General features: G+C 51.1%; 24 protein-coding genes. 17 read left to right on the top strand and 7 right to left on the bottom strand.

The window, feature by feature from the left end; translation table 11 throughout:
- Nucleotides 1-381: 381 nt before the first annotated feature.
- The 4 genes from ACGHZ6_RS19755 to ACGHZ6_RS19740 are packed head-to-tail and all read right to left on the bottom strand — an operon-like array spanning nt 382 to nt 3,392.
- Nucleotides 382-1,749 (bottom strand): ATP-binding protein, encoded by a 1,368-nt coding sequence (locus ACGHZ6_RS19755; protein ID WP_390615755.1) that lies wholly within the window; start codon nt 1,747-1,749, stop codon nt 382-384.
- A 20-nt stretch (nt 1,750-1,769) separates the two neighbouring features.
- Complete coding sequence (locus tag ACGHZ6_RS19750; protein WP_390615754.1) at nt 1,770-2,459, bottom strand: response regulator transcription factor; 690 nt, start codon at nt 2,457-2,459, stop codon at nt 1,770-1,772.
- 33 nt (nt 2,460-2,492) lie between these two features.
- The gene (locus ACGHZ6_RS19745) at nt 2,493-2,783 is read right to left on the bottom strand and encodes a PepSY domain-containing protein (RefSeq protein WP_390615753.1); all 291 of its coding nucleotides are present in this window, start codon (nt 2,781-2,783) and stop codon (nt 2,493-2,495) included.
- 24 nt (nt 2,784-2,807) lie between these two features.
- Entirely contained in the window at nt 2,808-3,392 is a 585-nt protein-coding gene (locus tag ACGHZ6_RS19740; protein ID WP_390615752.1) for a glycine zipper 2TM domain-containing protein, read from the bottom strand.
- Between the two features lie 160 nt (nt 3,393-3,552).
- On the opposite strand from ACGHZ6_RS19740, the gene ACGHZ6_RS19735 reads away from it, so the two are divergent.
- From ACGHZ6_RS19735 to ACGHZ6_RS19660, 16 genes are all read left to right on the top strand, one after another.
- Nucleotides 3,553-4,146: an LON peptidase substrate-binding domain-containing protein gene (locus ACGHZ6_RS19735; protein ID WP_390615751.1), complete on the top strand. Its 594-nt coding sequence runs from the start codon at nt 3,553-3,555 to the stop codon at nt 4,144-4,146.
- Between the two features lie 121 nt (nt 4,147-4,267).
- A complete protein-coding gene (locus tag ACGHZ6_RS19730) occupies nt 4,268-5,521 on the top strand; it encodes a glutamate-5-semialdehyde dehydrogenase (RefSeq protein WP_390615750.1) in 1,254 nt (417 codons plus the stop codon).
- Nucleotides 5,522-5,559: 38 nt separating this feature from the next.
- On the top strand, nt 5,560-6,216 hold the full coding sequence (gene nadD, locus ACGHZ6_RS19725) for a nicotinate-nucleotide adenylyltransferase (RefSeq protein ID WP_390615749.1): 657 nt from the start codon (nt 5,560-5,562) through the stop codon (nt 6,214-6,216).
- Nucleotides 6,217-6,251: 35 nt separating this feature from the next.
- Nucleotides 6,252-6,623: a ribosome silencing factor gene (rsfS, locus tag ACGHZ6_RS19720; protein ID WP_390615748.1), complete on the top strand. Its 372-nt coding sequence runs from the start codon at nt 6,252-6,254 to the stop codon at nt 6,621-6,623.
- Nucleotides 6,624-6,646: 23 nt separating this feature from the next.
- Nucleotides 6,647-7,114 carry a 23S rRNA (pseudouridine(1915)-N(3))-methyltransferase RlmH gene (gene rlmH, locus ACGHZ6_RS19715; protein ID WP_390615747.1) on the top strand — a complete coding sequence of 156 codons (468 nt, stop codon included), beginning with the start codon at nt 6,647-6,649 and terminating at the stop codon, nt 7,112-7,114.
- A 143-nt stretch (nt 7,115-7,257) separates the two neighbouring features.
- Nucleotides 7,258-9,198, top strand: coding sequence for a penicillin-binding protein 2 (gene mrdA, locus ACGHZ6_RS19710; protein WP_390615746.1), 1,941 nt, complete (start codon nt 7,258-7,260; stop codon nt 9,196-9,198).
- A gap of 1 nt (nt 9,199) precedes the next feature.
- The gene (rodA, locus tag ACGHZ6_RS19705) at nt 9,200-10,342 is read left to right on the top strand and encodes a rod shape-determining protein RodA (protein ID WP_390615745.1); all 1,143 of its coding nucleotides are present in this window, start codon (nt 9,200-9,202) and stop codon (nt 10,340-10,342) included.
- Between the two features lie 63 nt (nt 10,343-10,405).
- Nucleotides 10,406-11,431 carry a lytic murein transglycosylase B gene (mltB, locus tag ACGHZ6_RS19700; protein WP_390615744.1) on the top strand — a complete coding sequence of 342 codons (1,026 nt, stop codon included), beginning with the start codon at nt 10,406-10,408 and terminating at the stop codon, nt 11,429-11,431.
- A complete protein-coding gene (locus tag ACGHZ6_RS19695) occupies nt 11,428-12,321 on the top strand; it encodes a septal ring lytic transglycosylase RlpA family protein (protein WP_390615743.1) in 894 nt (297 codons plus the stop codon). Before mltB ends, ACGHZ6_RS19695 begins: the two co-directional genes overlap by 4 nt.
- 60 nt (nt 12,322-12,381) lie before the next feature.
- Nucleotides 12,382-13,536 carry a D-alanyl-D-alanine carboxypeptidase family protein gene (locus ACGHZ6_RS19690; protein WP_390615742.1) on the top strand — a complete coding sequence of 385 codons (1,155 nt, stop codon included), beginning with the start codon at nt 12,382-12,384 and terminating at the stop codon, nt 13,534-13,536.
- A gap of 166 nt (nt 13,537-13,702) precedes the next feature.
- The gene (locus ACGHZ6_RS19685) at nt 13,703-13,975 is read left to right on the top strand and encodes a YbeD family protein (RefSeq protein ID WP_390615741.1); all 273 of its coding nucleotides are present in this window, start codon (nt 13,703-13,705) and stop codon (nt 13,973-13,975) included.
- Between the two features lie 6 nt (nt 13,976-13,981).
- Nucleotides 13,982-14,698 (top strand): lipoyl(octanoyl) transferase LipB, encoded by a 717-nt coding sequence (gene lipB, locus ACGHZ6_RS19680; RefSeq protein WP_390615740.1) that lies wholly within the window; start codon nt 13,982-13,984, stop codon nt 14,696-14,698.
- 79 nt (nt 14,699-14,777) lie between these two features.
- Nucleotides 14,778-15,773, top strand: coding sequence for a lipoyl synthase (lipA, locus tag ACGHZ6_RS19675; protein ID WP_390615739.1), 996 nt, complete (start codon nt 14,778-14,780; stop codon nt 15,771-15,773).
- A 22-nt stretch (nt 15,774-15,795) separates the two neighbouring features.
- Nucleotides 15,796-16,281 carry a GNAT family N-acetyltransferase gene (locus ACGHZ6_RS19670; protein ID WP_390615738.1) on the top strand — a complete coding sequence of 162 codons (486 nt, stop codon included), beginning with the start codon at nt 15,796-15,798 and terminating at the stop codon, nt 16,279-16,281.
- A 7-nt stretch (nt 16,282-16,288) separates the two neighbouring features.
- Nucleotides 16,289-17,377 (top strand): DUF3080 family protein, encoded by a 1,089-nt coding sequence (locus ACGHZ6_RS19665; protein ID WP_390615737.1) that lies wholly within the window; start codon nt 16,289-16,291, stop codon nt 17,375-17,377.
- Between the two features lie 74 nt (nt 17,378-17,451).
- Nucleotides 17,452-19,506: a thioredoxin domain-containing protein gene (locus ACGHZ6_RS19660; RefSeq protein WP_390615736.1), complete on the top strand. Its 2,055-nt coding sequence runs from the start codon at nt 17,452-17,454 to the stop codon at nt 19,504-19,506.
- Here the strand turns inward: ACGHZ6_RS19660 and ACGHZ6_RS19655 are convergent.
- On the bottom strand, nt 19,503-20,246 hold the full coding sequence (locus ACGHZ6_RS19655; protein ID WP_390615735.1) for a glycerophosphodiester phosphodiesterase: 744 nt from the start codon (nt 20,244-20,246) through the stop codon (nt 19,503-19,505). The two genes, ACGHZ6_RS19660 and ACGHZ6_RS19655, sit on opposite strands and share 4 nt — an antisense overlap.
- A 212-nt stretch (nt 20,247-20,458) precedes the next feature.
- Here ACGHZ6_RS19655 and ACGHZ6_RS19650 point away from each other — a divergent pair, with 212 nt between their 5' ends.
- A complete protein-coding gene (locus ACGHZ6_RS19650; protein WP_390615734.1) occupies nt 20,459-20,800 on the top strand; it encodes a hypothetical protein in 342 nt (113 codons plus the stop codon).
- A gap of 80 nt (nt 20,801-20,880) precedes the next feature.
- On the opposite strand, the gene ACGHZ6_RS19645 is transcribed toward ACGHZ6_RS19650, so the two are convergent.
- Both ACGHZ6_RS19645 and thrS read right to left on the bottom strand, forming a co-directional pair.
- Nucleotides 20,881-21,246, bottom strand: coding sequence for an SgcJ/EcaC family oxidoreductase (locus ACGHZ6_RS19645; protein ID WP_390615733.1), 366 nt, complete (start codon nt 21,244-21,246; stop codon nt 20,881-20,883).
- Nucleotides 21,247-21,256: 10 nt separating this feature from the next.
- Nucleotides 21,257-23,197: a threonine--tRNA ligase gene (thrS, locus tag ACGHZ6_RS19640; protein WP_390615732.1), complete on the bottom strand. Its 1,941-nt coding sequence runs from the start codon at nt 23,195-23,197 to the stop codon at nt 21,257-21,259.
- Nucleotides 23,198-23,228 lie beyond the last annotated feature (31 nt).

Raw genomic sequence — 23,228 nt, 5'->3', positions numbered from 1 at the left:
TTCGCGCCCATAAGCGGCAGGAAAAAAGTCAGCGCTACGTAAACTCGCATTCGCTCAAACAACCTCCGCGACTACCCTGACTTTTTTCCTGCCGCTTAAGCAATGGGCTGATTGCTACGAGCAGCTCCACCGACTGCCTCCTTTCCCTGTGCCAATTTTGATCTTTTTTATTTTACTGAAGGTAGGTTTAGCCAAGGGGGGAGAGCTCCTATGACCAGTCAGGCTGCGTTTAAGACTTGTCCTGGGGCGGGAGCGTTGACGAGGACTGTCTGAGCGCATTTTGCGAGTTCCGCAGTGCGAGCGCCCCAGGGCAAGTCTTGCAGCCGGGAATAGGAGTTCTCCCTCCTTGGCTAAACCGGGGCGATGGCACAACCTGAAAATCTAGGAGGGCAACGGTAAATTAATGGTAAACAGCGCACCACCCAAAGCAGCCTGATCAACACTCAACTCTCCGTTGTAGCTACTGATAATATCCACAGCTACCGCCAGGCCAATGCCCTGACCTGGTGTAGCAGTATCCGCCCGCTGCCCACGCTGCAAAATAGTTTGTCGCTGTTCGGGCGCAATGCCCTGGCCATTATCTGCAATGGCAATTTGTAAGTGCTGATTTTCGATCTGGCTGTTAATTTGTACTTTGGAATTGCCGTATTTGTATGCATTTTCCATCAGGTTACCCATGACTTCCATTAAATCCTGAGCACTGCCATAAAACAGGGTGTTGTCAGCAATATTGATATCGCACTCAATATCCTTATCGTGATAAACCTTGTTGAGAGTATTGCGCAGGCGCTCGGCAATGGGGGCAACTTGAATGGAGTCCTGGGCAAAATTTGATTGGCTGTGTTGCACGGCCCTTTGTAGTTGGTGGCGAACAATCGAGTCCATGCGCTCTACTTGTTCGTCGAGTTGTTGTTTGAGTTCCGGTTGTTGCTGCAATTGTGGCAGGCTACCGCGTACGACCGCCAGCGGGGTTTTTAGGCTGTGGGCTAAATCCCCCAGGGTATTGCGGTAGCGATCGCGCTGCTGACGTTCGCTCTTCAGTAACTGATTTAAACTGTCGGTTACCGGTTGGATTTCATCGGGATAGTGGCCTGGCAGTTGATCCTGTTGACCGGCTTCAATGCTCTGTAAATCTTTGGCCAGTTTTTTTAAGGGGGCCAGGCCCCAGCGCATAATCAGGATAAGGCTGATCAATAAAAATAAGGTTAGCGCGCCTAACCATTCCCACAGCAGAGTGCGGTAACGTTTCAGGCTGGCTAGATAGCTGCTTTTGTCCTGCCACAGGGTATAACGCAGGGGGATATCGGAGCCGCCATCGGTTTCCCAAATCAGGTCGTAGTGGTAGTAAAAATACTTTTCGGTGTTGCGTTTAAGATCGCGAAATTGCTCGCGGCCGGTGCTGAGTAATGGGTTGGTCTGCGTCTGGTCAAAGTTGACCAGTTTGCTCGAGGGTGATTGCCAGAGTATGTCGCCGCTGTTGTTGGTAACCCAGGCATAAAGTCCGGAGTCGATGGCTGCAAAGCGGGGTTCAGCGAGTTGTTCGGGCAGCCAGAGATTATCGTCCAGCCACTCTGACGCACCAAGGAGAATATAAAGTTGGGTTCGCAACTTTTCCGCTTCGCTAACACGCAGGTTTTGTTGAAAAGCACGGTCTAGCATTGCGCCACTGATAAAGGCAAACAGCGGCAGAATAATAAAGCTGGCCACCAGCAGGCGAGCGGCCAGTGAATGCAGTTGCGGTTTTTTCATCAGCTTGGCATTGGTCGCATTTACTGATTGTCAGGTGTTAAGGTAAAACGGTAACCCTGACCACGCACGGTTGTAATAGGTTTGAGGCTACCATCCGGATCGAGCTTTTTACGCAGACGGGCGATAAACACTTCAATTACATTACTGTCGCGATCGAAGTCCTGTTCGTAAAGGTATTCGGTAAGTTTGCTTTTTGAAATCACCTGGCCAGCATTGCGAATAAGGTATTCCAGGGTGTTATATTCAAAGCTTGTTAGCTCCAGTGGAGCATCCTCAAGCAGGACACGTTTCTTATCCACTTCCACGGTGATGGCGCCAAAGTGCCAGCAGCTATCGGCTTGGCCAGCGGCGCGGCGCAGTAATGCGTGGACACGTGCGGCCAACTCTTCGGGGTGGAAAGGTTTTACCAGATAATCATCGGCGCCAGATTCCAGCCCTTCAACTTTGTCTTGCCAGTCGCCGCGGGCAGTCAGAATTAAAATGGGTAACTGTTTGCCTTGTGCCCGCAGTTTTTTGATCAGGTCGATACCGTTGATATGGGGCAGGCCGAGATCAATAATGGCCATCTCGTATTCATATTCTTCGGCTTGGTAAAGGCCTTCACGGCCGTCACTGGCGGTGGTGATTTGGTAATCCTGTTCTTGCAGTTGAGTTTGCAATTGTTGTTGTAAATTGAGTTCGTCTTCAACAATTAAAATACGTGCACCCACGTTAGGCTTCCTTTTTATTTTAGGTGTTGCTGTTTAGCTTTTGCCGAGCTGACCGCTGTAGGCGTCTACCGTGACTTGAATCACTCGACCGGAATCCAGCAGCAATTTGATACGGTAGACTTTGCCGTCAGGTTTGATTTTCAGCACGCGACCACCGTACTGCTTTTGGGCAATATCAGCAGCTTGTTGGGCGGAGAGTTGTCCCTGTTGCGCAATTATTAGGCAGGTTTCATAGGTTAGACCTGAGGGTTGTTCCGCGATGGCGGCAACCGGGCTCAGGGCTAACAGCAGACTGATCAACAGGGATGGGCGTGTGAAACTCATGATTAAGTCATTCTCGTGTCAGAGTTATTCTACCGGTGTCACATCCACGGCGACTTTCAGGCGCTTGCCGGGATGTTTGCGCGTACGTGTATGATACCGCTCACCGTTATATTGATAGGTAACATCATAGCCTATCAAACGTTCTTCGTAACGGACTTCATACTCGGTCTCGCAGCGTTCTTCCTGGTAGCTCTCCCGGTAGTTGGAATGATGGTAATCATTGTAATGGGGGTGTTCTTTACCCTTGCGCCAGCTGACATAATCGTTGGCCAGCGAGGCTCCCAGTACAGCTCCTGCTACCGCACCAACTTTTTTGGCGCTTTTGTTATTCCCCACTTCGTTACCCAAAGCGCCACCCAATAAACCACCGATAATGGTGGGGGTGTAGCTTTTGTTATGACGGTTGTGGTGTTTGGCGTGATGTCGTGGTTTGGCCGCTGGTCGATAGACGGTTTCCATCCAGCACTGCTGTATGGGGTCTCGGTGTTTAATGGTTTTGTATACGGGCTCGGCGTCAATGACGCGAGCATAATCAATATTACTGGCCAGGGCTGACTGGCTCAGTGCAATAGCCGCGGTTGTAGCAATAATCAGTTGACTGGTTTTCATCGTTCTTCTCCTAAACAGATGTCCTTTACGATGCTCCCTGTGGGATGACATCGCTGATGATGAGTCCAGCCTACTCCTGAGTGTCTGAATCCAAGCTGAAGCAGGGCCTGCCCTCAATGTGCGCTATTTCACAAATGATGGAATCTGATAAGCTGGGACTATGATGATGTTGCCCTTATTCCCTCTGTCGCAATTACTCTTGCCTGGCCAGTTGATGGCCCTGCAGATCTTCGAACCACGCTACCTGACCATGATCAGCGCCCAGCTTAAGCAGGAGGCAGGGTTCGGTGTGGTGCAAATTCGCGAGGGGCGCGAGGTGGGGCAGGCACCGCTGATTTTTCCCGTTGGCACCGAAGCGGTAATTGTCGATTGGAGCCAGAAGCCCGGTGGTTTGCTGGTTGTACAAATCGAGGGGCGGCGGCGTTTTCGGGTGCAGCAGTCGGAGGTGCAAACCGATCAATTACTGACCGCAAATGTCGAGTGGTTGGCCGACGAGCATGAGGACAGTGAGGCGTTTGCGGCGATGAGCGCAGAATATGACGGTTTGCTGCAGTTGCTGGATCAGCTCAAGGAGCACCCTGCGGTGGCGCAACTTCACCTGGCACCAGCCACCAATGCCAGTCAGTTGGGCTGGCAGTTAAGTCAATTGTTGCCATTGAGCCTGCCAGACAAGATGGCCCTGTGGGAGCTGCAAGATCCCTATATGCGCCTGGAGCATATTGCCGAAAGGGTCGCTCGCCTATCTTCAGAGTAAATTGGCGACCGGGTAAATCTCTCTGCTATTCCCCCCACTATGCCTGCCAAAGCAGGTATAATGCGCTTTTTGGCCCTTTGGGCCACTCTGTTGCTATCGACAAAAAAAGATCACCAAGTACATGAATGTAAAAGAGTATATGGCCACCCTGGGCCAGCAGGCTCGCGATGCCAGTCGCCGTATTGTGGCGGCGACCACCGGGGAAAAGAACCAAGCATTACTGGCCACCGCCGATGCGCTGGAAGCCAATCGTGAGGCGCTGGCGGCTGCCAATGCCATCGATATGGAAAATGGCCGTGCCAATGGCCTTGATGCTGCCTTGTTGGATCGTCTGGAATTAAGCCCCAAGGTGATCGACGGCATGATCGATGGTCTGCGTCAGGTAGCGGCTCTGCCTGATCCCTGTGGTGAAATTACCGATCTAAGCTATCGCCCCAGTGGTATTCAGGTGGGCAAGATGCGTGTGCCTCTCGGTGTGATTGGCATTATTTACGAGTCGCGCCCCAATGTGACCATTGATGCGGCCAGCCTGTGCTTGAAGTCCGGTAATGCCACGATTCTGCGCGGTGGCAGTGAGGCGATTAATTCCAATAAGGCCATTGCCGAGTGTATTAAAAGCGGTCTGAAAGCAGCCGGTTTACCTGAAGCCTGTGTTCAAGTGGTGGAAACCACAGATCGTGCAGCCGTGGGTGAGCTGATTTCCATGGAAGATTACGTCGATGTGATTGTGCCCCGTGGTGGCAAAAGCCTGATCGAGCGTATCTCCAATGATGCCAAGGTGGCCGTGATCAAACACCTGGACGGTATCTGCCATGTTTATATCGATGACAAGGCCGATTTGGAAAAAGCCTTTAATATTGCGCTCAATGCCAAAACCCATCGCTACGGTGTGTGCAATGCCATGGAGACCCTGTTGGTTGCCGAAGCGGTTGCCGCAGAGATTCTGCCGCGTCTGGCTGATGCCTATCGCGACAAGGGTGTAGAGCTGCGTGGTTGTGAGAAAACCCGCGATATTATCGATGCCGCTGTTGCCAACGATGAAGACTGGGCGACCGAGTATCTGGCCCCTGTACTGTCTATCCGTGTGGTTGCCGATATGGATGCCGCTATGGATCATATTCGCCAGTACAGCTCGGCCCATACCGAGTCGATTGTGACAGAAGATTACAGCCGCGGTCGTCGTTTTATCGCCGAGGTGGATTCCAGTTCGGTGATGATTAACGCCTCTACCCGTTTTGCCGATGGCTTTGAGTATGGTTTGGGCGCGGAGATTGGTATTTCTACCGATAAAATCCATGCTCGCGGTCCTGTGGGGTTGGAAGGTTTGACCTCGCAGAAGTGGATTGTGTTGGGCGATGGCCATATTCGTCAGTAATAGCCGCGGCAGTAATTCCAGTGCCAGAAGCTAGCGTTATGGTTCAACGTTTAGGGACTTTGGCGCTGTTCGGCGGTACCTTTGATCCGGTCCATAACGGTCATCTGCGTATGGCGCTGGAGCTGACTGAGCAGCTCCAGCTCGATGATATGCGTTTAATGCCCAGCCATCGCCCGCCGCACAAGAATACCCTTGGCTGTAACAGTGAAGATCGTGCCGCCATGGTGGAGCTGGCGACAGCTGATTGCCCGCAGTTAAGTATCGATCGTCGAGAGATGGAGCGTGATGCGCCTTCCTATATGGTGGATACCCTGACGGAGGTGCGTCGCGAAGTCGGCCCAGACGTCTCGCTAATCTTGGCGATGGGGATGGACTCGTTAGTGAATCTCGACAGCTGGTATCGCTGGCGGGAGCTGACGGATTTTGCGCATCTGCTGGTGGTGGCAAGGCCCGGTTGGCATTTGCCGGAGCAGGGGGACTTGGCTGACTTTCTTCGTCAACATCAAGCGTCTGTGGATAAGCTTTATAGCTCGCCCCAGGGCTCTGTGGTTATCCAGCAAATGAGTTTACTGCCTATTTCGGCAACCGAGATTCGTCGCCAAATCAGTGCCGGTGAATCGCCACAGTTTTTATTGCCCGATAGCGTTTGGGCCTATATTCAGCGTAAACAACTTTACCGTTTACCGACTGAGTAAAACCGAATTACGTACGTTTTAAGCAAGAGATTTGTATGTCAAAAAGCACACAAGAGTTAAGCCAGGTTGTTGTTGATGCCCTGGAAGATGTTAAAGGTCAGGAAATCGTTCGTATCGATGTGACTGAATTATCCGATGTGATGGACACCCTGGTGATTGTTACCGGTACCTCCAACCGTCATGTGAAATCCCTGGCCGATAATGTGATCGAGGAAGCTAAAAAACTCGATCTGCGTCCCATCGGTGTTGAGGGCATGGAGTCCGGCGAGTGGGTGCTGGTCGACTATGGTGATGTGGTGTTACACGCGATGTTGCCGCAAACCCGCAGCTTCTATGATCTGGAAAAACTCTGGAGTATGGAGCCGGCCAACCGTCACGAAAGTGATGAGCAAGAGCCTCAAGACTAACCCTTCGGTACTGACCGTATAACATGCGCACTCGAATCATTGCCGTAGGCACCAAAATGCCCGCCTGGGTTGAAACCGGCTATCAGGAATATGCCAAGCGTCTGCCGAGGGATTTCACCGTTGAAGTGGTGGAGTTGCCGTTGGGCGCGCGGGGCAAAAATGCCAGTATCGAAAAAGCGATGACCAAAGAAGGCGAGCAGATGTTGGCTGCTATCCCGGCCGGCGATAAGGTCATCGCGTTGGATGTAAAAGGTAAACCCTGGAGCACCGAAAAGTTAGCCGAGAATCTGGCGGACTGGCGCATGGAAGGTGGCAATTACAGTTTGCTGATTGGTGGGCCCGATGGTTTGGCTCCAGCGTGCCTGGCTCGCGCCGATGCCAAGTGGTCGTTATCGGCACTGACGTTGCCCCATCCCCTGGTTCGCATTGTGGTTATTGAGCAGCTTTATCGCGCTTGGACCATTCTCAATAATCATCCTTACCATAAATAAGCCTGAAAGCAGGCACCTCCTTAGCCACAGAGTCGCACCGCTGCACAAAATGCGGCACAATCACGGTTTTGCATAACAACAATAACAAGCCCTTTTAAGGGTTATCTCTTAAGACAATACTTGGATAGCACCGCCCAGGATTAATGGCAGACTACGAACACATTAAGGACCATTTTAGTGAAGCGAGAATTTTTACTCGCCGCTTAATTGTGGTCGTCATTGCCATTGTCTGTTTACTGGGGATACTGCTGGCCCGTTTTTATAATTTGCAGGTGGTGAATTACCGCGATTATGTGACACGCTCTGACAGTAATCGCGTGCAGGTTCAGCCGATTCCACCAACACGCGGCCTGATTTACGACCGCAATGGCGTCTTGCTGGCCGATAACCGCCCCAGTTATACCCTCACCATTATTAAAGAGCGGGTCAAAGACCTGGAGCAGACGCTCATCATCCTCGATGACTTAATTGAATTTAAAGACGAAGAGCTGGAAAAGTTTCACAAGCGTTTACAGCAGCGCCGACGTCCGTTTGAAGCCGTGCCCCTGCGCTATCGTCTGAGTGAGCCGGAAATTGCCCGCTTGGCGGTGAACGAATACCGCCTCTCCGGTGTTGAGGTCAAAGCTGAACTGGTGCGTCATTACCCGCTGGGAGAGCTGACCGCGCACAGTGTCGGTTACGTTGGACGCATTAATGATCGTGAGCTCGGCGGCTTCGACGAAGAGCAGTACCGTCGTTACAGCGGCACCCATACCATCGGTAAGATTGGCTTAGAGAAGTATTACGAAGATCAGCTATTGGGCGATGTGGGTTACCAGAATGTTGAAACCAATGCCCGTGGGCGCGTACTGCGTGTATTGGAGCGCACAGACCCGGTGCCCGGTGCTAATTTAACCCTGCACTTTGACAGCTTGCTGCAACAGGTTGCCTATGATGCCCTGGGGGAGCGCCGCGGCTCGGTAGTGGCGCTGGATGTGAATAATGGCGGAGTCTTGGCCATGGTCAGTACACCCAGTTACAACCCCAACCTGTTTGTGACCGGAATTTCTTTCAAGGATTATCGTGCCCTGAATGAGTCATTGGACCTGCCTTTGTTTAACCGCTCCATACAGGGGCAGTACCCACCGGGTTCAACCATCAAACCTATGCTGGGACTGGCAGGCCTGCACTACAACTACATCGATGCCAACTACAGTGTGAAGGACCCCGGTTATTACCAGCTCGAAGGTGAAGAGCGTTTGTACCGTGATTGGAAACGTAAAGGCCACGGCAATCGTATCAAGCTTAAACAGGCGGTGGTGGAGTCCTGCGATACCTATTATTACGACTTAGCGTTCCGTATGGGCATCGACAATATCCACAATTTCGGCTCGCATTTTGGTTTGGGAGAAAAAACCGGCGTTGATGTCCCCAGTGAGCGCGGGGGTATTTGGCCGTCGCGAGACTGGAAGCGCCGCGTGCGTGGTTTACCCTGGTTTCCCGGTGATAGCTTGAATGTGGGGCTGGGTCAGGGAGATGTCTTGACCACGCCTATGCAGCTGGCGGTGATGACCTCCACCCTTGCTAACCAGGGTAAGCAGATGCAACCGCAACTGGTTGCTCAGGTAAACGATGAGGCCGTTGCCCCGGCGGTGGTTGACGGTGTGGATGTTGCTGAAGGCCACTGGCGGCAGATATTTGATGCGATGCAAGCCGTGGTGCACAGTCAGCGCGGAACCGCACAAAGTATTCGCTATGGCATGGATTACAAGATTGCCGGCAAGACCGGTACCGCTCAGGTGGTGGGTATTGCTCAGGGAGAAGAGTATGACTCCGAAGCGCTGGAAGAGCGCCAGCGTGACCACGCGCTATTTGTCGCCTTTGCTCCGGCGAATGACCCGAAAATTGCTGTGGCGGTGATAGTGGAAAATGGTGAAAAGAGTTCCAATGCAGCCAAAATCGCCCGTAAAGTGTTTGATGCCTACTTGCAGGCCGAGGCGGTGAAGGCTGGCACGGCCGCTATTGAGGATGCATTCGATACGGCCGTTGAGCCCAACGGTCAGTTACGACGTCGTGCAGGCCAATACACAGGAGAGGACAGCTGATATGGCCGGTGATTTTTTGCGGCGTATGCCGGAAGCCAGTCACGACCTGCGCAAGCCCATCAGTTTTTGGCAGCGTCACCATATCGATATTCCGCTGTTATTGTCACTGATGTTGCTGACCGCCTACGGTATTGTGGTGCTCTATAGCGCCAGTGGTCAGGAGGGGCACTACCTCAAGCGCCAAGGGGCATTCTTTATTATCGCCTATGGTGCCATGTTTGTTACTGCGCAAATCAAGCTGCAGGTGTTTGAGCGCTGGGCTCCCTGGGCCTACTGTGGCGGCGTGTTTCTGCTGATTATGGTGATCTTTTTTGGCGTGGGGGCTAAAGGTGCACAGCGCTGGTTGAGCCTGGGTGGGTTTCGCTTCCAGCCCTCCGAGATCCTCAAATTGGCCATGCCTATTGCTGTCGCAGCCTACCTGGCTAAGCGTATTTTACCGCCATCCTTTAAGCATGTGTTTTGGACCCTGGTGATTATCGGAGTGCCGACCTTGCTGATTATGAAGCAACCGGATTTGGGGACCTCCCTGTTGGTGGCTTCATCGGGCCTGATGGTATTGTTTTTTGCCGGTCTGCGTTGGCGTTACATTCTCGGCGCTATGTTGTTGCTGCTGGCCGCCGCCTGGCCTATCTGGCAGTTTGTGCTTCACGCCTACCAAAAGCAGCGGATTTTGACCTTGCTCAATCCAGAGGCTGACAAGCTAGGGGCAGGGTGGAATATTATTCAGTCGAAAACCGCCATTGGCTCCGGTGGCTTTGACGGCAAGGGTTGGTTAAACGGCACCCAGTCGCAACTCAATTTCCTGCCTGAAAGTCATACCGATTTTATTATTGCGGTACTGGCCGAAGAGTTTGGCCTGCTGGGCGTTTTGTTACTGTTAAGCTTGTACGTGTTAATTATTGGCCGCGGCTTGTGGATTGCCGCTCAAGCACAGGATAGTTTTAGCCGATTGCTAGCGGGGAGTATTACCTTCACATTTTTTGTCTATGTGTTTGTTAACATAGGCATGGTATCGGGTTTATTGCCTGTAGTGGGGGTGCCACTACCCCTGGTGAGTCACGGTGGCACATCCATCGTGACCTTGATGACCGGGTTTGGTATCTTGATGGCCATTAGCACGGAACGTAGGCGGGTCACCATATAGGGCCTTTAGGCTCTAGTAGGGAAACAGTGAAGATAAACCCCGCCAATAAAATAAGAGGTAGGAATGTTGAAAGGATTAACACATGTGGGGCGCTCTGCCGGGACATATTTTAAGGTATTGGTTGGGGCATTAAGCGTTCAAGTCGGTCTGGCATCTACAGCCTACGCCGATTATTCCAGTCACAGCATGGCCAAGCCATTTGTCGATGAGATGGTCGCCGAGCATGGTTTTAAGGCTGACGAGCTCAATGCCTGGTTGCAGCAGGCAGAGCGCAAGCAATCCATTTTGGATGCCATTGCCCGTCCAGCGGAAAAAACCAAACCCTGGAAAGACTACCGCAAGATTTTTGTAACCCCTGATCGTACCCGCAAAGGCGTGGAATTCTGGCAGCAGCACCGCGAGACCTTGGCGCGAGCGGAAAAACAATACGGCGTGCCGGCCGAGATGATTGTTTCCATTATTGGCGTAGAAACCCGTTATGGGCGCCATAAGGGCAGTTACCGGGTGATGGATGCGCTCTCAACCCTGGCCTTTGATTACCCCAAGCGCAGCAAGTTTTTCCGCAAGGAGCTAAAGCATTTTCTGGTCTTGTCTCGCGAGCAGTCGCAGGATCCGCTGAGTCTGAAGGGCTCCTATGCCGGGGCCATGGGCTATGGCCAGTTTATGCCTTCGAGCTACCGTGAGTATGCAGTGGATTTCGACGGCGATGGTTTCACCGACATCTGGAACAACCCGGTCGATGCCATTGGCAGTGTGGCCAATTATTTCAAACGCCACGGCTGGCAGCCCGGCGCTGATGTCGTAAGCCGCGCGCGGGTCAATAACGGTTATGAGCGCGAGCTGGCCAATGTCTCCCTCAAGCCCAAGCATACTGTTGGTGAGCTGAAGGCGGCGGGTTATAAACCGCTGGATGATTTTGCCGATGAGCAGGATGCAACCTTAATGCGTCTGCAGGGCGAGAACGGTACTGAGTTTTGGATGGGATTGCGTAACTTCTATGTCATCACTCGCTACAATCACAGTCGCCTCTACGCCATGTCGGTATATCAGCTCAGTCAGGCTATCGCCAAAGAGATGAAGGCTTCATGAATCCGGTGCTATTACAGCGGGCCAAACAAGCCTCCTTCCTGGCGTTGAGCGCCTTGCTGTTAAGTGCCTGTGGTAGCAGCCCGATTGTTGTTAAAGACAGTGGTCCGCGTGGGCCCGTTGATGTCTCCCATATTCCCGATGCCGTTCCCCGTGTCGAGCAGCGGACCAAGGCCGGCAATAAAAGCCCCTACACGGTGTTGGGTAAAACCTATTATGTAATGCCCAGCGCCGAAGGGTTCCGTCAGGAAGGTGATGCTTCCTGGTATGGGCGTAAGTTTCACGGTCGACGTACCTCTAATGGAGAGGTCTACGATATGTACGGCATGACCGCGGCCCATAAAACCTTGCCGATTCCCAGCTATGTACGTGTGACCAACAAGCGCAATGGGCGCTCTGTCGTGGTCAGGGTAAATGACCGCGGGCCCTTTCACGGCGGTCGTATTATCGATCTGACCTATACCGCAGCGAGTAAACTGGGGTTTGTAAATCAGGGTACCGCACCGGTAACCGTGGAAGTGATCACCCCCGGTCAGACCTTGGCAGCGACGCCTGCTCAGTCGAGGTTTCCGTCAACACCGGCTCAGACCGTAACGGCTAGCGCTCAGGGTGCTATCCCGAAAGCGCCTGCACCCAAGCAATCAGCGGGCTATCAATTGCCTGATAATACCTTCCTGCAGGCGGGGGCTTTCAGCAGTGCTAATGCGGCGGCCAAGGTGGTCGACCAGATTGCCCAATTGACACATTACCCGGTTAATATTCGTCAGGCGCCGGAACGTGATCAACTTTACCGTGTGCGCATTGGCCCTATCAGCGATAATTGGGAACTTCTGCAATTGCGTGAACTCCTACAAAAAAATCGCTTGCCAACGCCCCATGTGGTTTATGACTAGCCCGCTAGTGGTACACTAGCGGCCATTCATTATCAGTTTAAAGACCAGTTTTCATTTCCTATGTTTAAAACACTTGCGACCTGTTTAACCCTCGTTGCCGTATTGGCCTCCAATTTGGTGTATGCACGACAGGTAATTATTCCTGCACCGCCGCAATTGGCGTCTACCGCTTACCTGTTGATCGATGCTGATACTGGCGAGGTACTGGTGGAGAACAATTCTGACGAGCAGCTACCGCCAGCCAGTCTAACCAAGATGATGACCGCCTATATCGTTTTCTCAGAGATTGAAAGCGGTAACCTGCGCGAAGATGAGCTGGTGCGTGTCAGCGTCAAAGCCTGGAAAATGGGCGGCTCGAAAATGTTTATCCGCGAAGGCACCCGTGTCTCGGTCATGGATTTATTGCGTGGCATGATTATTCAGTCGGGTAATGATGCCAGCGTTGCCTTGGCAGAACATATTGCAGGTAGTGAAGATGCCTTTGTTGATGTGATGAACCAACAGGCAGCCCTATTGGGTATGGATAACACCACCTTTTATAACGTGACTGGTTGGCCCGTAGAAGGGCATCTAACCAGTGCTCGCGACCTGTCTTTGCTGGCTCGTGGCCTGATTAACGATTTTCCTGAGCACTATCGCCTGTATTCCGAAAAGTACTTTAAGTACAACGGCATTAACCAGCCCAATCGCAATAAGCTGTTATTCCGCGACAAAACCGTTGATGGCATCAAAACAGGCCATACCGATGAGGCCGGCTACTGCCTGGTGTCTTCTGCTCAGAAAAATGGCATGCGCCTGATTTCGGTGGTCATGGGAACGCGTTCAGAAGAGGCTCGTGCTGCTGAGTCGCAAAAGTTACTGGCCTATGGTTTTCGTTATTTCCAAACACATAAGATTTATGGGGCCAATCAATCCCTGACTGAAGCGCGCGTGTGGGCGGGGAAAGCGGAGAATATCAGTCTTGGGTTGGCCGAAGACTTGTATCTGACCATTCCACGCGGTGCTCAGAAAGAGCTGGATGCACAGATGCATATTGATGATGTCATCAAGGCGCCCATCAAAGCGGGCCAGGAACTGGGTAATCTGACCGTTACACTCAATGGCGAAACCCTGGTGGACCAGCCGCTGGTCGCTACCCAGGCTGTTGCCGAAGCGGGCTTCTTTACTCGACTTCTGGATGGCATCAAGCTGTTTTTCTATAAGTTGTTTAACTAACACAGTGTTTTCCCCGATAACCCCACAAATGCGTGGGGTTTATCCCCCTAACAATCCCTCAAACCACCCCTCCCATATCTGATATAATCCCCGAATCAGTCAATACATGCGGCCATAAGCCCGTGTGTCCAGACCCTCAAGCTGTTATTGGTCTAGTGTATTAGGTATGAGTGAGCCAGAAGCCCCCAAAATTGAGTTCCCCTGTGAGGACTACCCCATCAAAATCATGGGCCAGTCAGGGCCTGTATATCATGAGTTTGTTGTCAGCGTGGTAGAGCGCCATGCGCCAGGGTTTGACCAGACCCGCATCACCGTACGTGAAAGCGCCAAGGGAACCTTCCAGTCGATAACTGTGTTTATTACGGCAACAGGCGTAAATCAGCTGCAAGCCTTGCATCAGGAACTGACTGCCAGTGATATGACCAAGATGGTGCTTTAAGTCATTATGGCAATTACCGATACTATTACTGGCAATATCACTGATACCCTAGTCGTTCGCCACCTGGGTTTACAGGATTACGAAACCGTGTGGCACGCCATGTCGGATTTTACCGACCAGCGCGATGACAATACCGCCGATGAGCTGTGGTTGGTTCAGCATCCTCCGGTATTTACTCAGGGCCAGGCGGGTAAAGCTGAGCATATTCTTATGCCGGGAGATATTCCGGTGGTACAGGTAGACCGCGGCGGCCAGGTGACCTATCACGGGCCGGGGCAGCTTGTCGGTTACCCGATGATTAATTTGCGTCGTCGCAAGCTGGGTATTCGTGAGCTGGTATCGGCCACCGAGAATACCATTGTCGATACGCTGGCAGAGATCGATATCAAGGCTTATCCAAAAGCTGATGCCCCAGGAGTTTACGTAGACCGTAATGGTGTCAGCGATAAAATCGCTTCTCTGGGTTTTCGCGTCAGACGTGGTTGCAGCTTCCACGGCTTGAGTTTGAATGTCGATATGGACTTGAGCCCCTGGCAGCGTATTAACCCTTGCGGTTACTCAGAATTGTTAATGACCCAGATTAAAGCGCTGACGGATGATCCGGCGGCGCTGGATATGGAAGCTTTGGAGGCTGGGCTTGTGAAGCACTTTTGCAAGTATCTGGACTTTAAGGACGTCAATTGGATTGAAGAACCCACATCGGTGCTATCTATAGCATCGTAAAAAATACTAAAAAAGTTTTAACCAGATTAAAACAGTGCGAGCAGAGAGATAAAACGAGAGTAATTCTAAAGGTAGCAGTATGACTAGCACTGACAATCGTGATGACAGCATGGACCCGGTTAAACGCACGCGACGCATTAAACAGGGTGAAAAACTTCGTGACGCCGATAAGGTAGAGCGTATTCCGGTCAAGGTAATTGCCTCTGATGAATTTCAGCGCAAACCGGACTGGATTCGTGTGCGTATGCCGGCTTCTCCAGACATTGATCGCATTAAAAAAATTCTGCGCAAGAATGGCCTCGCCAGTGTCTGCGAGGAAGCCAGTTGCCCAAACCTGGGCGAGTGTTTCAGTGGCGGTACCGCCACCTTTATGATCATGGGCGAGATCTGTACCCGTCGCTGTCCTTTCTGTGATGTTGGCCATGGTAAGCCCAACCCGCTGGATGAAAATGAACCCAGCCATTTGGCGCAGGCCATTGCTGAAATGCGCTTGAAGTATGTGGTCATTACTTCCGTTGACCGTGATGATTTACGCGATGGCGGGGCCCAGCACTTTGCCGAATGTATTCGCGAAGCGCGCGAGCATTCGCCAAATTTGCAGGTTGAAATTCTGACCCCCGACTTCCGCGGTCGTATGGATGTAGCATTAGATATTCTGGAAAAAGAAGCCCCGGATGTGTTTAACCACAATCTGGAAACGGTACCGCGTTTGTACCGTCAGTCGCGACCCGGTGCTAACTACAAGTGGTCATTGAAACTGCTGAAGGAATATAAGGCTCGTCGTCCGGATGTCTTAACCAAATCCGGATTGATGGTCGGCCTGGGTGAAACCAAAGAAGAAATCTTTGACGTGATGCGCGATATGCGTGAGCACGATATCGATATGCTCACCATTGGTCAGTATCTACAGCCCTCCAAGGATCATCTGCCCGTTGATCGCTACGTACATCCCGACGAGTTCGATGAGTACACTCGTTTGGCCGAAGAGCTGGGCTTTAAGCATGCCGCCTGTGGCCCGCTGGTTCGCTCTTCCTACCACGCCGATAAGCAGGCGCACGGCGAAGAGGTTAAATAACGCAGATCGGTTCGAGGTTGCCATGCTGAGTCATTGTGAGGACCAAGCAGCAGGATTGGTGTTTCAATCCCTGTCCCAGTGCCCCGAGCAATTAGAACTGCTGGCAACCTGGCATCATCAAGCTTGGGGGACGGGCAGCCTTGATGAACGCCGTCAGCGTTTACAAAAACACCTCAGCGAAGATGCTGTTCCCACCAGTTTTATTGCTTTTCTTAACGGCCAGCCGGTCGGCTCTATCAGCTTGGTGCACTATCAACGTTTGGGAGAGTCTCCCAACAGTGTTTGGATTGCCAATCTATATGTTATTGAGGCCAAGCGCCGGCAAGGAATTGGTGAGGCGCTGTTGCGACACGCTGAGCAATACGCGCGGCAATTATTATTGCCGCAGTTATTTCTCTATGCCACGGATCAGGAAGCCTTTTATCAAAAACGCGGTTGGCTGGTAAGGCGTCGAGGGGAGTTTCGTCGTCAGCCTGCGGCTGTTATGTTTTATCCACTGCGAGCCTGAGGTTGTCGTGAACAGGTGTGCAGCGCTGGGTTTAATTATTGTTATCCTCGGATTGCTCACTTCCTGCACTCAGCGACAAGGGCTGAATTCTCTGCTGGATAACTATCACTACCGCTTGTCCAATGTGTTTGAATTTGAACCCAGTAATAACCTGTTGGACATTGATGAAAATAGTTTACCGTCATATCCCTCTCGCAGAGAGTTGCAACAGCCCTTAAGTCCGGTATCGGTAAATTTGCTGGAGTTCTTGCGTTTATCGCGCTGCGATTTACAGCGTTTAATCGGCGAGCGCAACAGCAGTCTGGGGAAGTTTATGCCCGATTCGCAGATGCTGGTGTACCATTTGCGCTTTATAGCATTGGCTAAAACCTGTCGCGACACCTTAGTGAGCGTTGATAATCACTCCTTGGCCCAAGCGGTAGCTGATGCCAGGCAGACGAAGATAAATGACCTGCCGAAAGTACGCTGGAACGCCAGTTTCGCCAGCCAGGAATTTCAACAGTTGTTTTCTCATGCCGCTCCCCCCTTAACACTTACGGAAACCGCATCAGACAGTGCCGCCTTGACCCAGGCGTTGCGATATCTGCAGCAATTTTTGCTGATAGAGGCCGAAGATACTCTGCCGAGTTTTACCAAGTTGGAAAGTCATTATGCCGTAGTGGCAAGCGACAAATTTATCGGCCGCCTACTGCGTTCACAACTCGTGCTAGTCAATGTCTTGTCTGTTCTCAGTGATCAGATTGAGCTTGCCAATAAAGAGCGGCCTTTGTGTCCTGCGGGTAGTCTGACACCGCGAGGTAAGGTGATGCAGCAGGTATTTTTGCGTTTTTATATTGGCGAAATTCAGCCTTATATCAGCGGCATTTACCGACAGAGTCGTGATGTAAAACAGGTTATAGAAGATTACTTGTTATTGTGGCCTGAATATGAAAGTCAGGTGTTTAGCGCCTATTGGCAACAGGCTTGGAGTGACACACAGCCGACATCGATTTGGCAGCAATATAATCGCGCTGTGTCACGCCATACACAGGTTTGGCAGCAACAGTTGCAAGCCTGTGGATTACGCCCCGGAAATAACCAGATTAATGGTAAATAAACATGACAAATGGGCAAACTTGTCATATTACTTAAGGTAATATCGAGCAGAATCAAAACCCTAGTATGGATTCTATGACAGCTCTGACCAATCAGCTGGGTAGTGAAACCAGCCCCTATCTTTTGCAGCACAGCCAGCAGCCGGTTGCCTGGCAGACCTGGGGACAGCAGGCGTTGGACAGAGCGCGGATCGAAGATAAACCCATTTTATTATCCATTGGTTACTCCGCTTGCCACTGGTGCCATATGATGTCGGCGGACACCTTTAGCAATCACACCATCGCCGAGACACTCAACGACGGCTTTATCTGTATTAAGGTGGATCGCGAAGAGCGGCCTGATTTGGATGATATTTACCAGACCGCCCACCAGCTTCTCACCGGCCAGCCCGGTGGTTGGCCATTAACCGTATTCCTGTGTCCCCAGACCCAACTGCCTTTTATTGCTGGTACCTATTTTCCTGCTGAGGAAAGTCATGGGCGTGTAGGCTTGAAAGATGTGTTGGCCAAGGTGAGTTATTTCTACCGTCAGCAACATGTAGAGTTTCGTTCGCTGCGGGAAAAAGTCCGACAGGGTTACGAGAAGCTTGAAGTCCTGGCCTCGGAAAAAGACACCCTGTTAAACCCTGCCCCAATAGATGTTGCGCTGCATCACTTGTTGCGCCTGGCCGACGATGTTCACGGTGGCTTTGGCGGGGCGCCGAAATTTCCTATGCCGGTAAATCTCAATTATTTACAACGCTCCTATGAACAAGCCGCAGACCCCGCTACCGGTCGTCACCTTTTGCTCAGTTTGATGAAAATGGCGCAGGGGGGCGTTCACGATCACGTTGGTGGCGGTTTCTATCGTTATGCTACGGATGTCCATTGGGAAATCCCACACTTCGAAAAAATGCTCTGCGATAATGCCCTGTTGATGGCAAACTACGCCGAAGCCTGGAGTATTAGTGGCGAGCCGTTATTTAAGCGCACTGCGGCAGATATTTTTAAATTTGTTCAGCGCGCTTTCGCCAATGGCAAGCAAGGTCTTTACAGCTCGGTCGATGCCGACAGTGAAGGCTGTGAGGGTGGATATTATCTATGGCGTTTCGAGGATATTGAGGCGTTACTAAACGATGGTGAGTTGACCTTACTGACATGCTTACTAGGGCAAACCGATAAGCATAATTTTGGCGAGTACTTACATTTACACTTTGATAAAACCCTGGTTGAAACCGCTGCAGAATGTGGCTTGAGTTATGATCAGGCCTTGGCCCAGTTTCTTACTCTAAGAGAAAAGCTGTTACAGGTACGTTTGCAACGACCCCAGCCCCATATCGATAACAAAGTACTGTGTGGCTGGAATGCCTTGTGGGTGAGAGCCTTGGCTATTGCAGCTCGGGTATTTAATGATCAGGAATATTTAACCCATGCGCAGCAGGGAATGGATTTTATTCGCCAGCACCTGTGGCGCAAAAGACGCCTGATGGCAACTTGGCAACAGGGCAGTGCAAAACATACGGGTTACCTGGACGATTATGCCTACACCATGGATGCGCTGTTGGAATTATTGCAGGTCCAGTGGCGCGATGAGGATTATCAATTTCTGATTAACCTCGCCGAATCGTTAAGTAATAACTTTTACGATCAGCAGCAGGGCGGTTTCTTTTTTACTGCCCATGATCACGAGCCGTTAATTCATCGCAGTAAACCACTGGTAGATTCCGTATTACCCAGTGGTAATGGGGTGGCGGCTAGAGCATTATTGCGCCTCGGGCATTTGGCGGCCGAACCTCGTTATTTAGCCATGGCCGAGGCAACTCTGGGTTATGCCTGGATGGGTATCAGTAGTATTCCAGAAAACCATGTCTCGCTGTTACTGGCCTTGCAGGAATTTTTTGATGCACCTGTGCAGGTATTTTTGCTGGGAGATGATGTGCTTGCCTGGCGTCAGTTGATTCAGGATCAATTTGGCAGCCGGGTGCATTGTTATGCGGTACCGTCGAATGCCGAGTTTTATCCACCCGAGATTATGTCGATGGATATGGGACAGGCGGTGATGTGTGTTCAGGATCGCTGTCTACCGCCCTACCAAAATGTCGCAGAGCTGATGCAGGCTATTGCTGATCAGGTTAAACCTGCCGAAGGTTAAATGGCCTGTTGCCAGCGCAGGTCTTTATTCAGTTTAAGCAGTCGCTCGGGGTAATCGGTGAACACCCCGTCCACACCCATCGCCGACAGATGGCAAAAATCATCGATATCATTGACGGTGTAAACCCACACTTTTAAACCCCGTTGCTTGGCATCATCAACCAGGGCCTGGTTAATAAAGTCGACGTTCGGGTGGAAAGAATAGGCTTCCAGGGGCTCGCAACAGCGGGCATAGGTCAGCGGGATACCTTCGATCAGTACACCACGACGCACTTGTGGAAGGATTTGTTTTAACTGGAACAGTTGATGGTGATCGAAGCTGGAGAATAAATACTGCTCGTAAGTGCCGCTGCTATCGTGCACATACTGCTGCAGGGTTTTGGCCACCAGTTGGGCACAGCCAGGGCCTTTGAGTTCGATATTGAGCGTTACCTGCTCGCCAATGGATTCCAGCACTTCCATCAGGGTAGGGATTTGGCTACCACATTCCATCTCCAGGTTGCGAAGATAGCTGGGGGTATGGTCCATCAGGCGGCCCTTGCCGGGCAAAGTCTTGCCCAAACGGCGGTCATGGGTAACCAGCAGCTGCCCACCTACCTGCCAGACATCCACTTCAATGGCATCAACGCCCAGGGCAATGCTTTCGGCAAACGCCTTCAGGGTATTTTCGGAGCTGTGCGAGCCTTTTCTACGGCCGCCACGGTGGGCGATACAGTAGAGCGGGTGACTTAGGCTAACCATAGGGCGTCCCCTATCTGGTTATGTATGGGGTTGATGAGTGTGTATGGTTAATATGACAAGTGTATGAAATTTATGTGATTTCCGCATATATGGGTTTGTTATAACAGTAAATACTTCTCAGGCGAAAGGAATTTGTTATCCAATCACACAGGCTGAGAATTGGTCTAGGCTAGATTAAGTAACGTTACAGGAACTGTTCACAGGGGGTTACCATGCCTTGCTCTAATACATCCTCTCACCCGGATCACACCCATGGACCTGGCTGCGGCCATACCGCTATTCGCCATGGTGATCACACAGATTATCTTCATGATGGTCATCTGCATTATCCCCATCAAGACCACTATGATGAACATGTCATCGAAGTCACTGCCACGAATCCTGATGGATGCTTACCGGTGCATACCTGTGGCGACCATGTACATGGTCCAGGTTGTGGTCATGAAGCCGTCCCGCATGGGGATCATATTGATTACATTGTTGATGGCCGACTGCATCATGTACACGATGGTCATTGCGACGATCATGGCCCGGTAGAGATTGTGACGAACTAGGTGAATTGAGTCACTGATGAGAAGGCCATGGCGCTTGCGCGCTAGTGGCCTTCCTCACAGCAAAAAGAAATGCCGATAATTTATTCTGGCATTGCTGAGGAGTGATGCTCAATAATCATCCAGCGTTGGCCGTTCCAGCGGTACATATAGCTGAAGCGAGCCTGCACGCTAGCACCATCACTGAAGGTGAAAGTGTAAACACCGGAGTTAATAGCGATGTCGCCAAAGGTACGAACATTGGACTCATTAATCTCGCCTTTTGGACCTTTAGCGAGGAAATGAACGAAATAGTCTTCAATTTCTGCGTGATTGTGGCGAACTTGATTGGAAACGGTTGGCAACAGGATGGCGTTGGTTTCGTAAAGTGCTACAACGTTTTTTGGGTTTCCAGTCTGCAGGGCATTATTCCACTCTTCAAATAATGCGACGATCTCTTTTTCGTTCATGTCTTACCTTTTACATTTGTTGGTCTGGAGGGCTGCAAGCTTGAGAAAGATAGCTTAAGGCACTTTCAATATCAGGATGACTGACATTTGTTCCATCCAGTAAGCGCAGGTTCACTTGACCTGTTTCCGCTTCACTGGCACCAATGATTGCCATAACAGGCACTTTCTTCAGCGTATGCTGGCGTATTTTATAACTGATTTTTTCGTTACTCAAATCTACCGTACTGCGCAGACCGGCCTGTCGCAGTTCATTATTTAATCGATCTGCGGCTTCGCTATAGGCTTCGGTAATAGTCAATACCACAACTTGTGTAGGGGCAAGCCATGCCGGTAGCTTACCTGCATAATGCTCAATGAGTATGCCGATAAAACGTTCGAGAGAGCCAAACAGCGCCCGGTGAAGCATGACGGGGGTCTGACGGGTACCGGTTTCATCGATATATCCCAGGGAAAAACGCGACGGCAAATTCATATCCACCTGCAGGGTTCCACATTGCCAGTCACGGCCGATAGTATCGCGTAAGACAAACTCCAGTTTAGGGCCATAAAATGCGCCTTCACCAGGGTTGATCTGATAGTCCAGTTCCAGGGCGCGTAATGACTCCACCAGCGCGGCCTCAACAATATCCCAGGTCGCGTCATCGCCCATACGGCTTTCAGGGCGAGTTGATAGTTTGATGGTGACATCTTCAAAGCCAAACTGGCGATAAATATCCAGCACCAGATGAATGATTTTTTCGCACTCACTTTGCATCTGATCTGGCGTGCAGTAGATATGGGCATCATCCTGGGTAAAGTGACGAACCCTTAGCAGGCCATGCAAAGAACCGGACGGTTCATAGCGATGGACTTTACCAAACTCAGCCATTCTCACCGGTAGGTCACGGTAACTTTTTAGGCCAAAGTCATACATCAATACACTGCCCGGACAGCTCATAGGTTTAAGGGCCAGGGTTTTATCATCCGGCGTTTCAGTGGTGTACATATGTTCCTGATAGTTTTGCCAGTGGCCGGATACTTCCCACAGACCGCGGTCCATTATATCCGGTGTATTGACCTCAACGTAGCCAGCTTCCTGTTGGCGGCGACGCATATAGTCAATTAATGTTTGAAACATGGTCCAGCCGTTGGGTTGCCAAAATACGGCGCCAATCGCATCTTCATGGAAATGAAACAGATCCAGTTCTTTACCGAGACGGCGGTGATCACGCTTTTCAGCCTCAGCCATCATATTCAGGTGCGAGCGTAATTCCTTCTTGGTCGCCCAGGCGGTACCGTAGATTCTCTGAAGCTGTTCGTTATTGGCATCGCCCCGCCAGTAGGCACCAGAGATCTTGGTCAGTTTCATATGCTCCAAGAAGCGTGTATTGGGTACATGCGGACCGCGGCACATATCAATATATTCTTCATGGAAGTAGAGACCGAGATCATCGTTGCCGGGAATATCTTCAATCAATTTTAATTTATAGCTTTCCTGACGCTGATCGAAGATTTGAATCGCTTCTTCGCGCGGTAAAACTTTTTTAATGACATCGTAATGTTTGGCAATTAATTCGAGTGCCCTTGTTTCAATACGTTCAAGGTCTTCAGCGGTAAAAGGTCGCTCAAAGGCAATGTCATAATAAAAGCCGTTATCAATGACCGGGCCGATAACCATTTGTGCCGTTGGGAAAAGCTGCTTTACCGCGTGGCCAACTAAATGGGCACAGGAGTGACGAATAATATGCAGGCCGTCAGCATCTTTAGCGGTAATGATTTTTATGTTTGCATCTTCTTCAACATAGTCGCATGCATCTGCAAGCTGTCCATTGACTTCGCCGGCGATGGTTGCTTTTGCCAATCCAGGACCAATGCTGCTGGCAATGTCCATAATAGTTGGCGCTTCAGAAAATTGCTTTTGAGAACCGTCAGGCAAGGTAATAGTGACGGGGGCATTTGAACTGTTTGACATGGGTATTCCGGCTAATCTTTAGAATAGAGGC

It is taken from the genome of Maricurvus nonylphenolicus (assembly GCF_042854845.1).
GTDB classification, from domain to species: domain Bacteria; phylum Pseudomonadota; class Gammaproteobacteria; order Pseudomonadales; family Cellvibrionaceae; genus Maricurvus; species Maricurvus nonylphenolicus.
The sequence above is the reverse complement of the archived record's forward strand: the minus strand, read 5'-3'. Positions and strand labels throughout refer to the sequence as shown.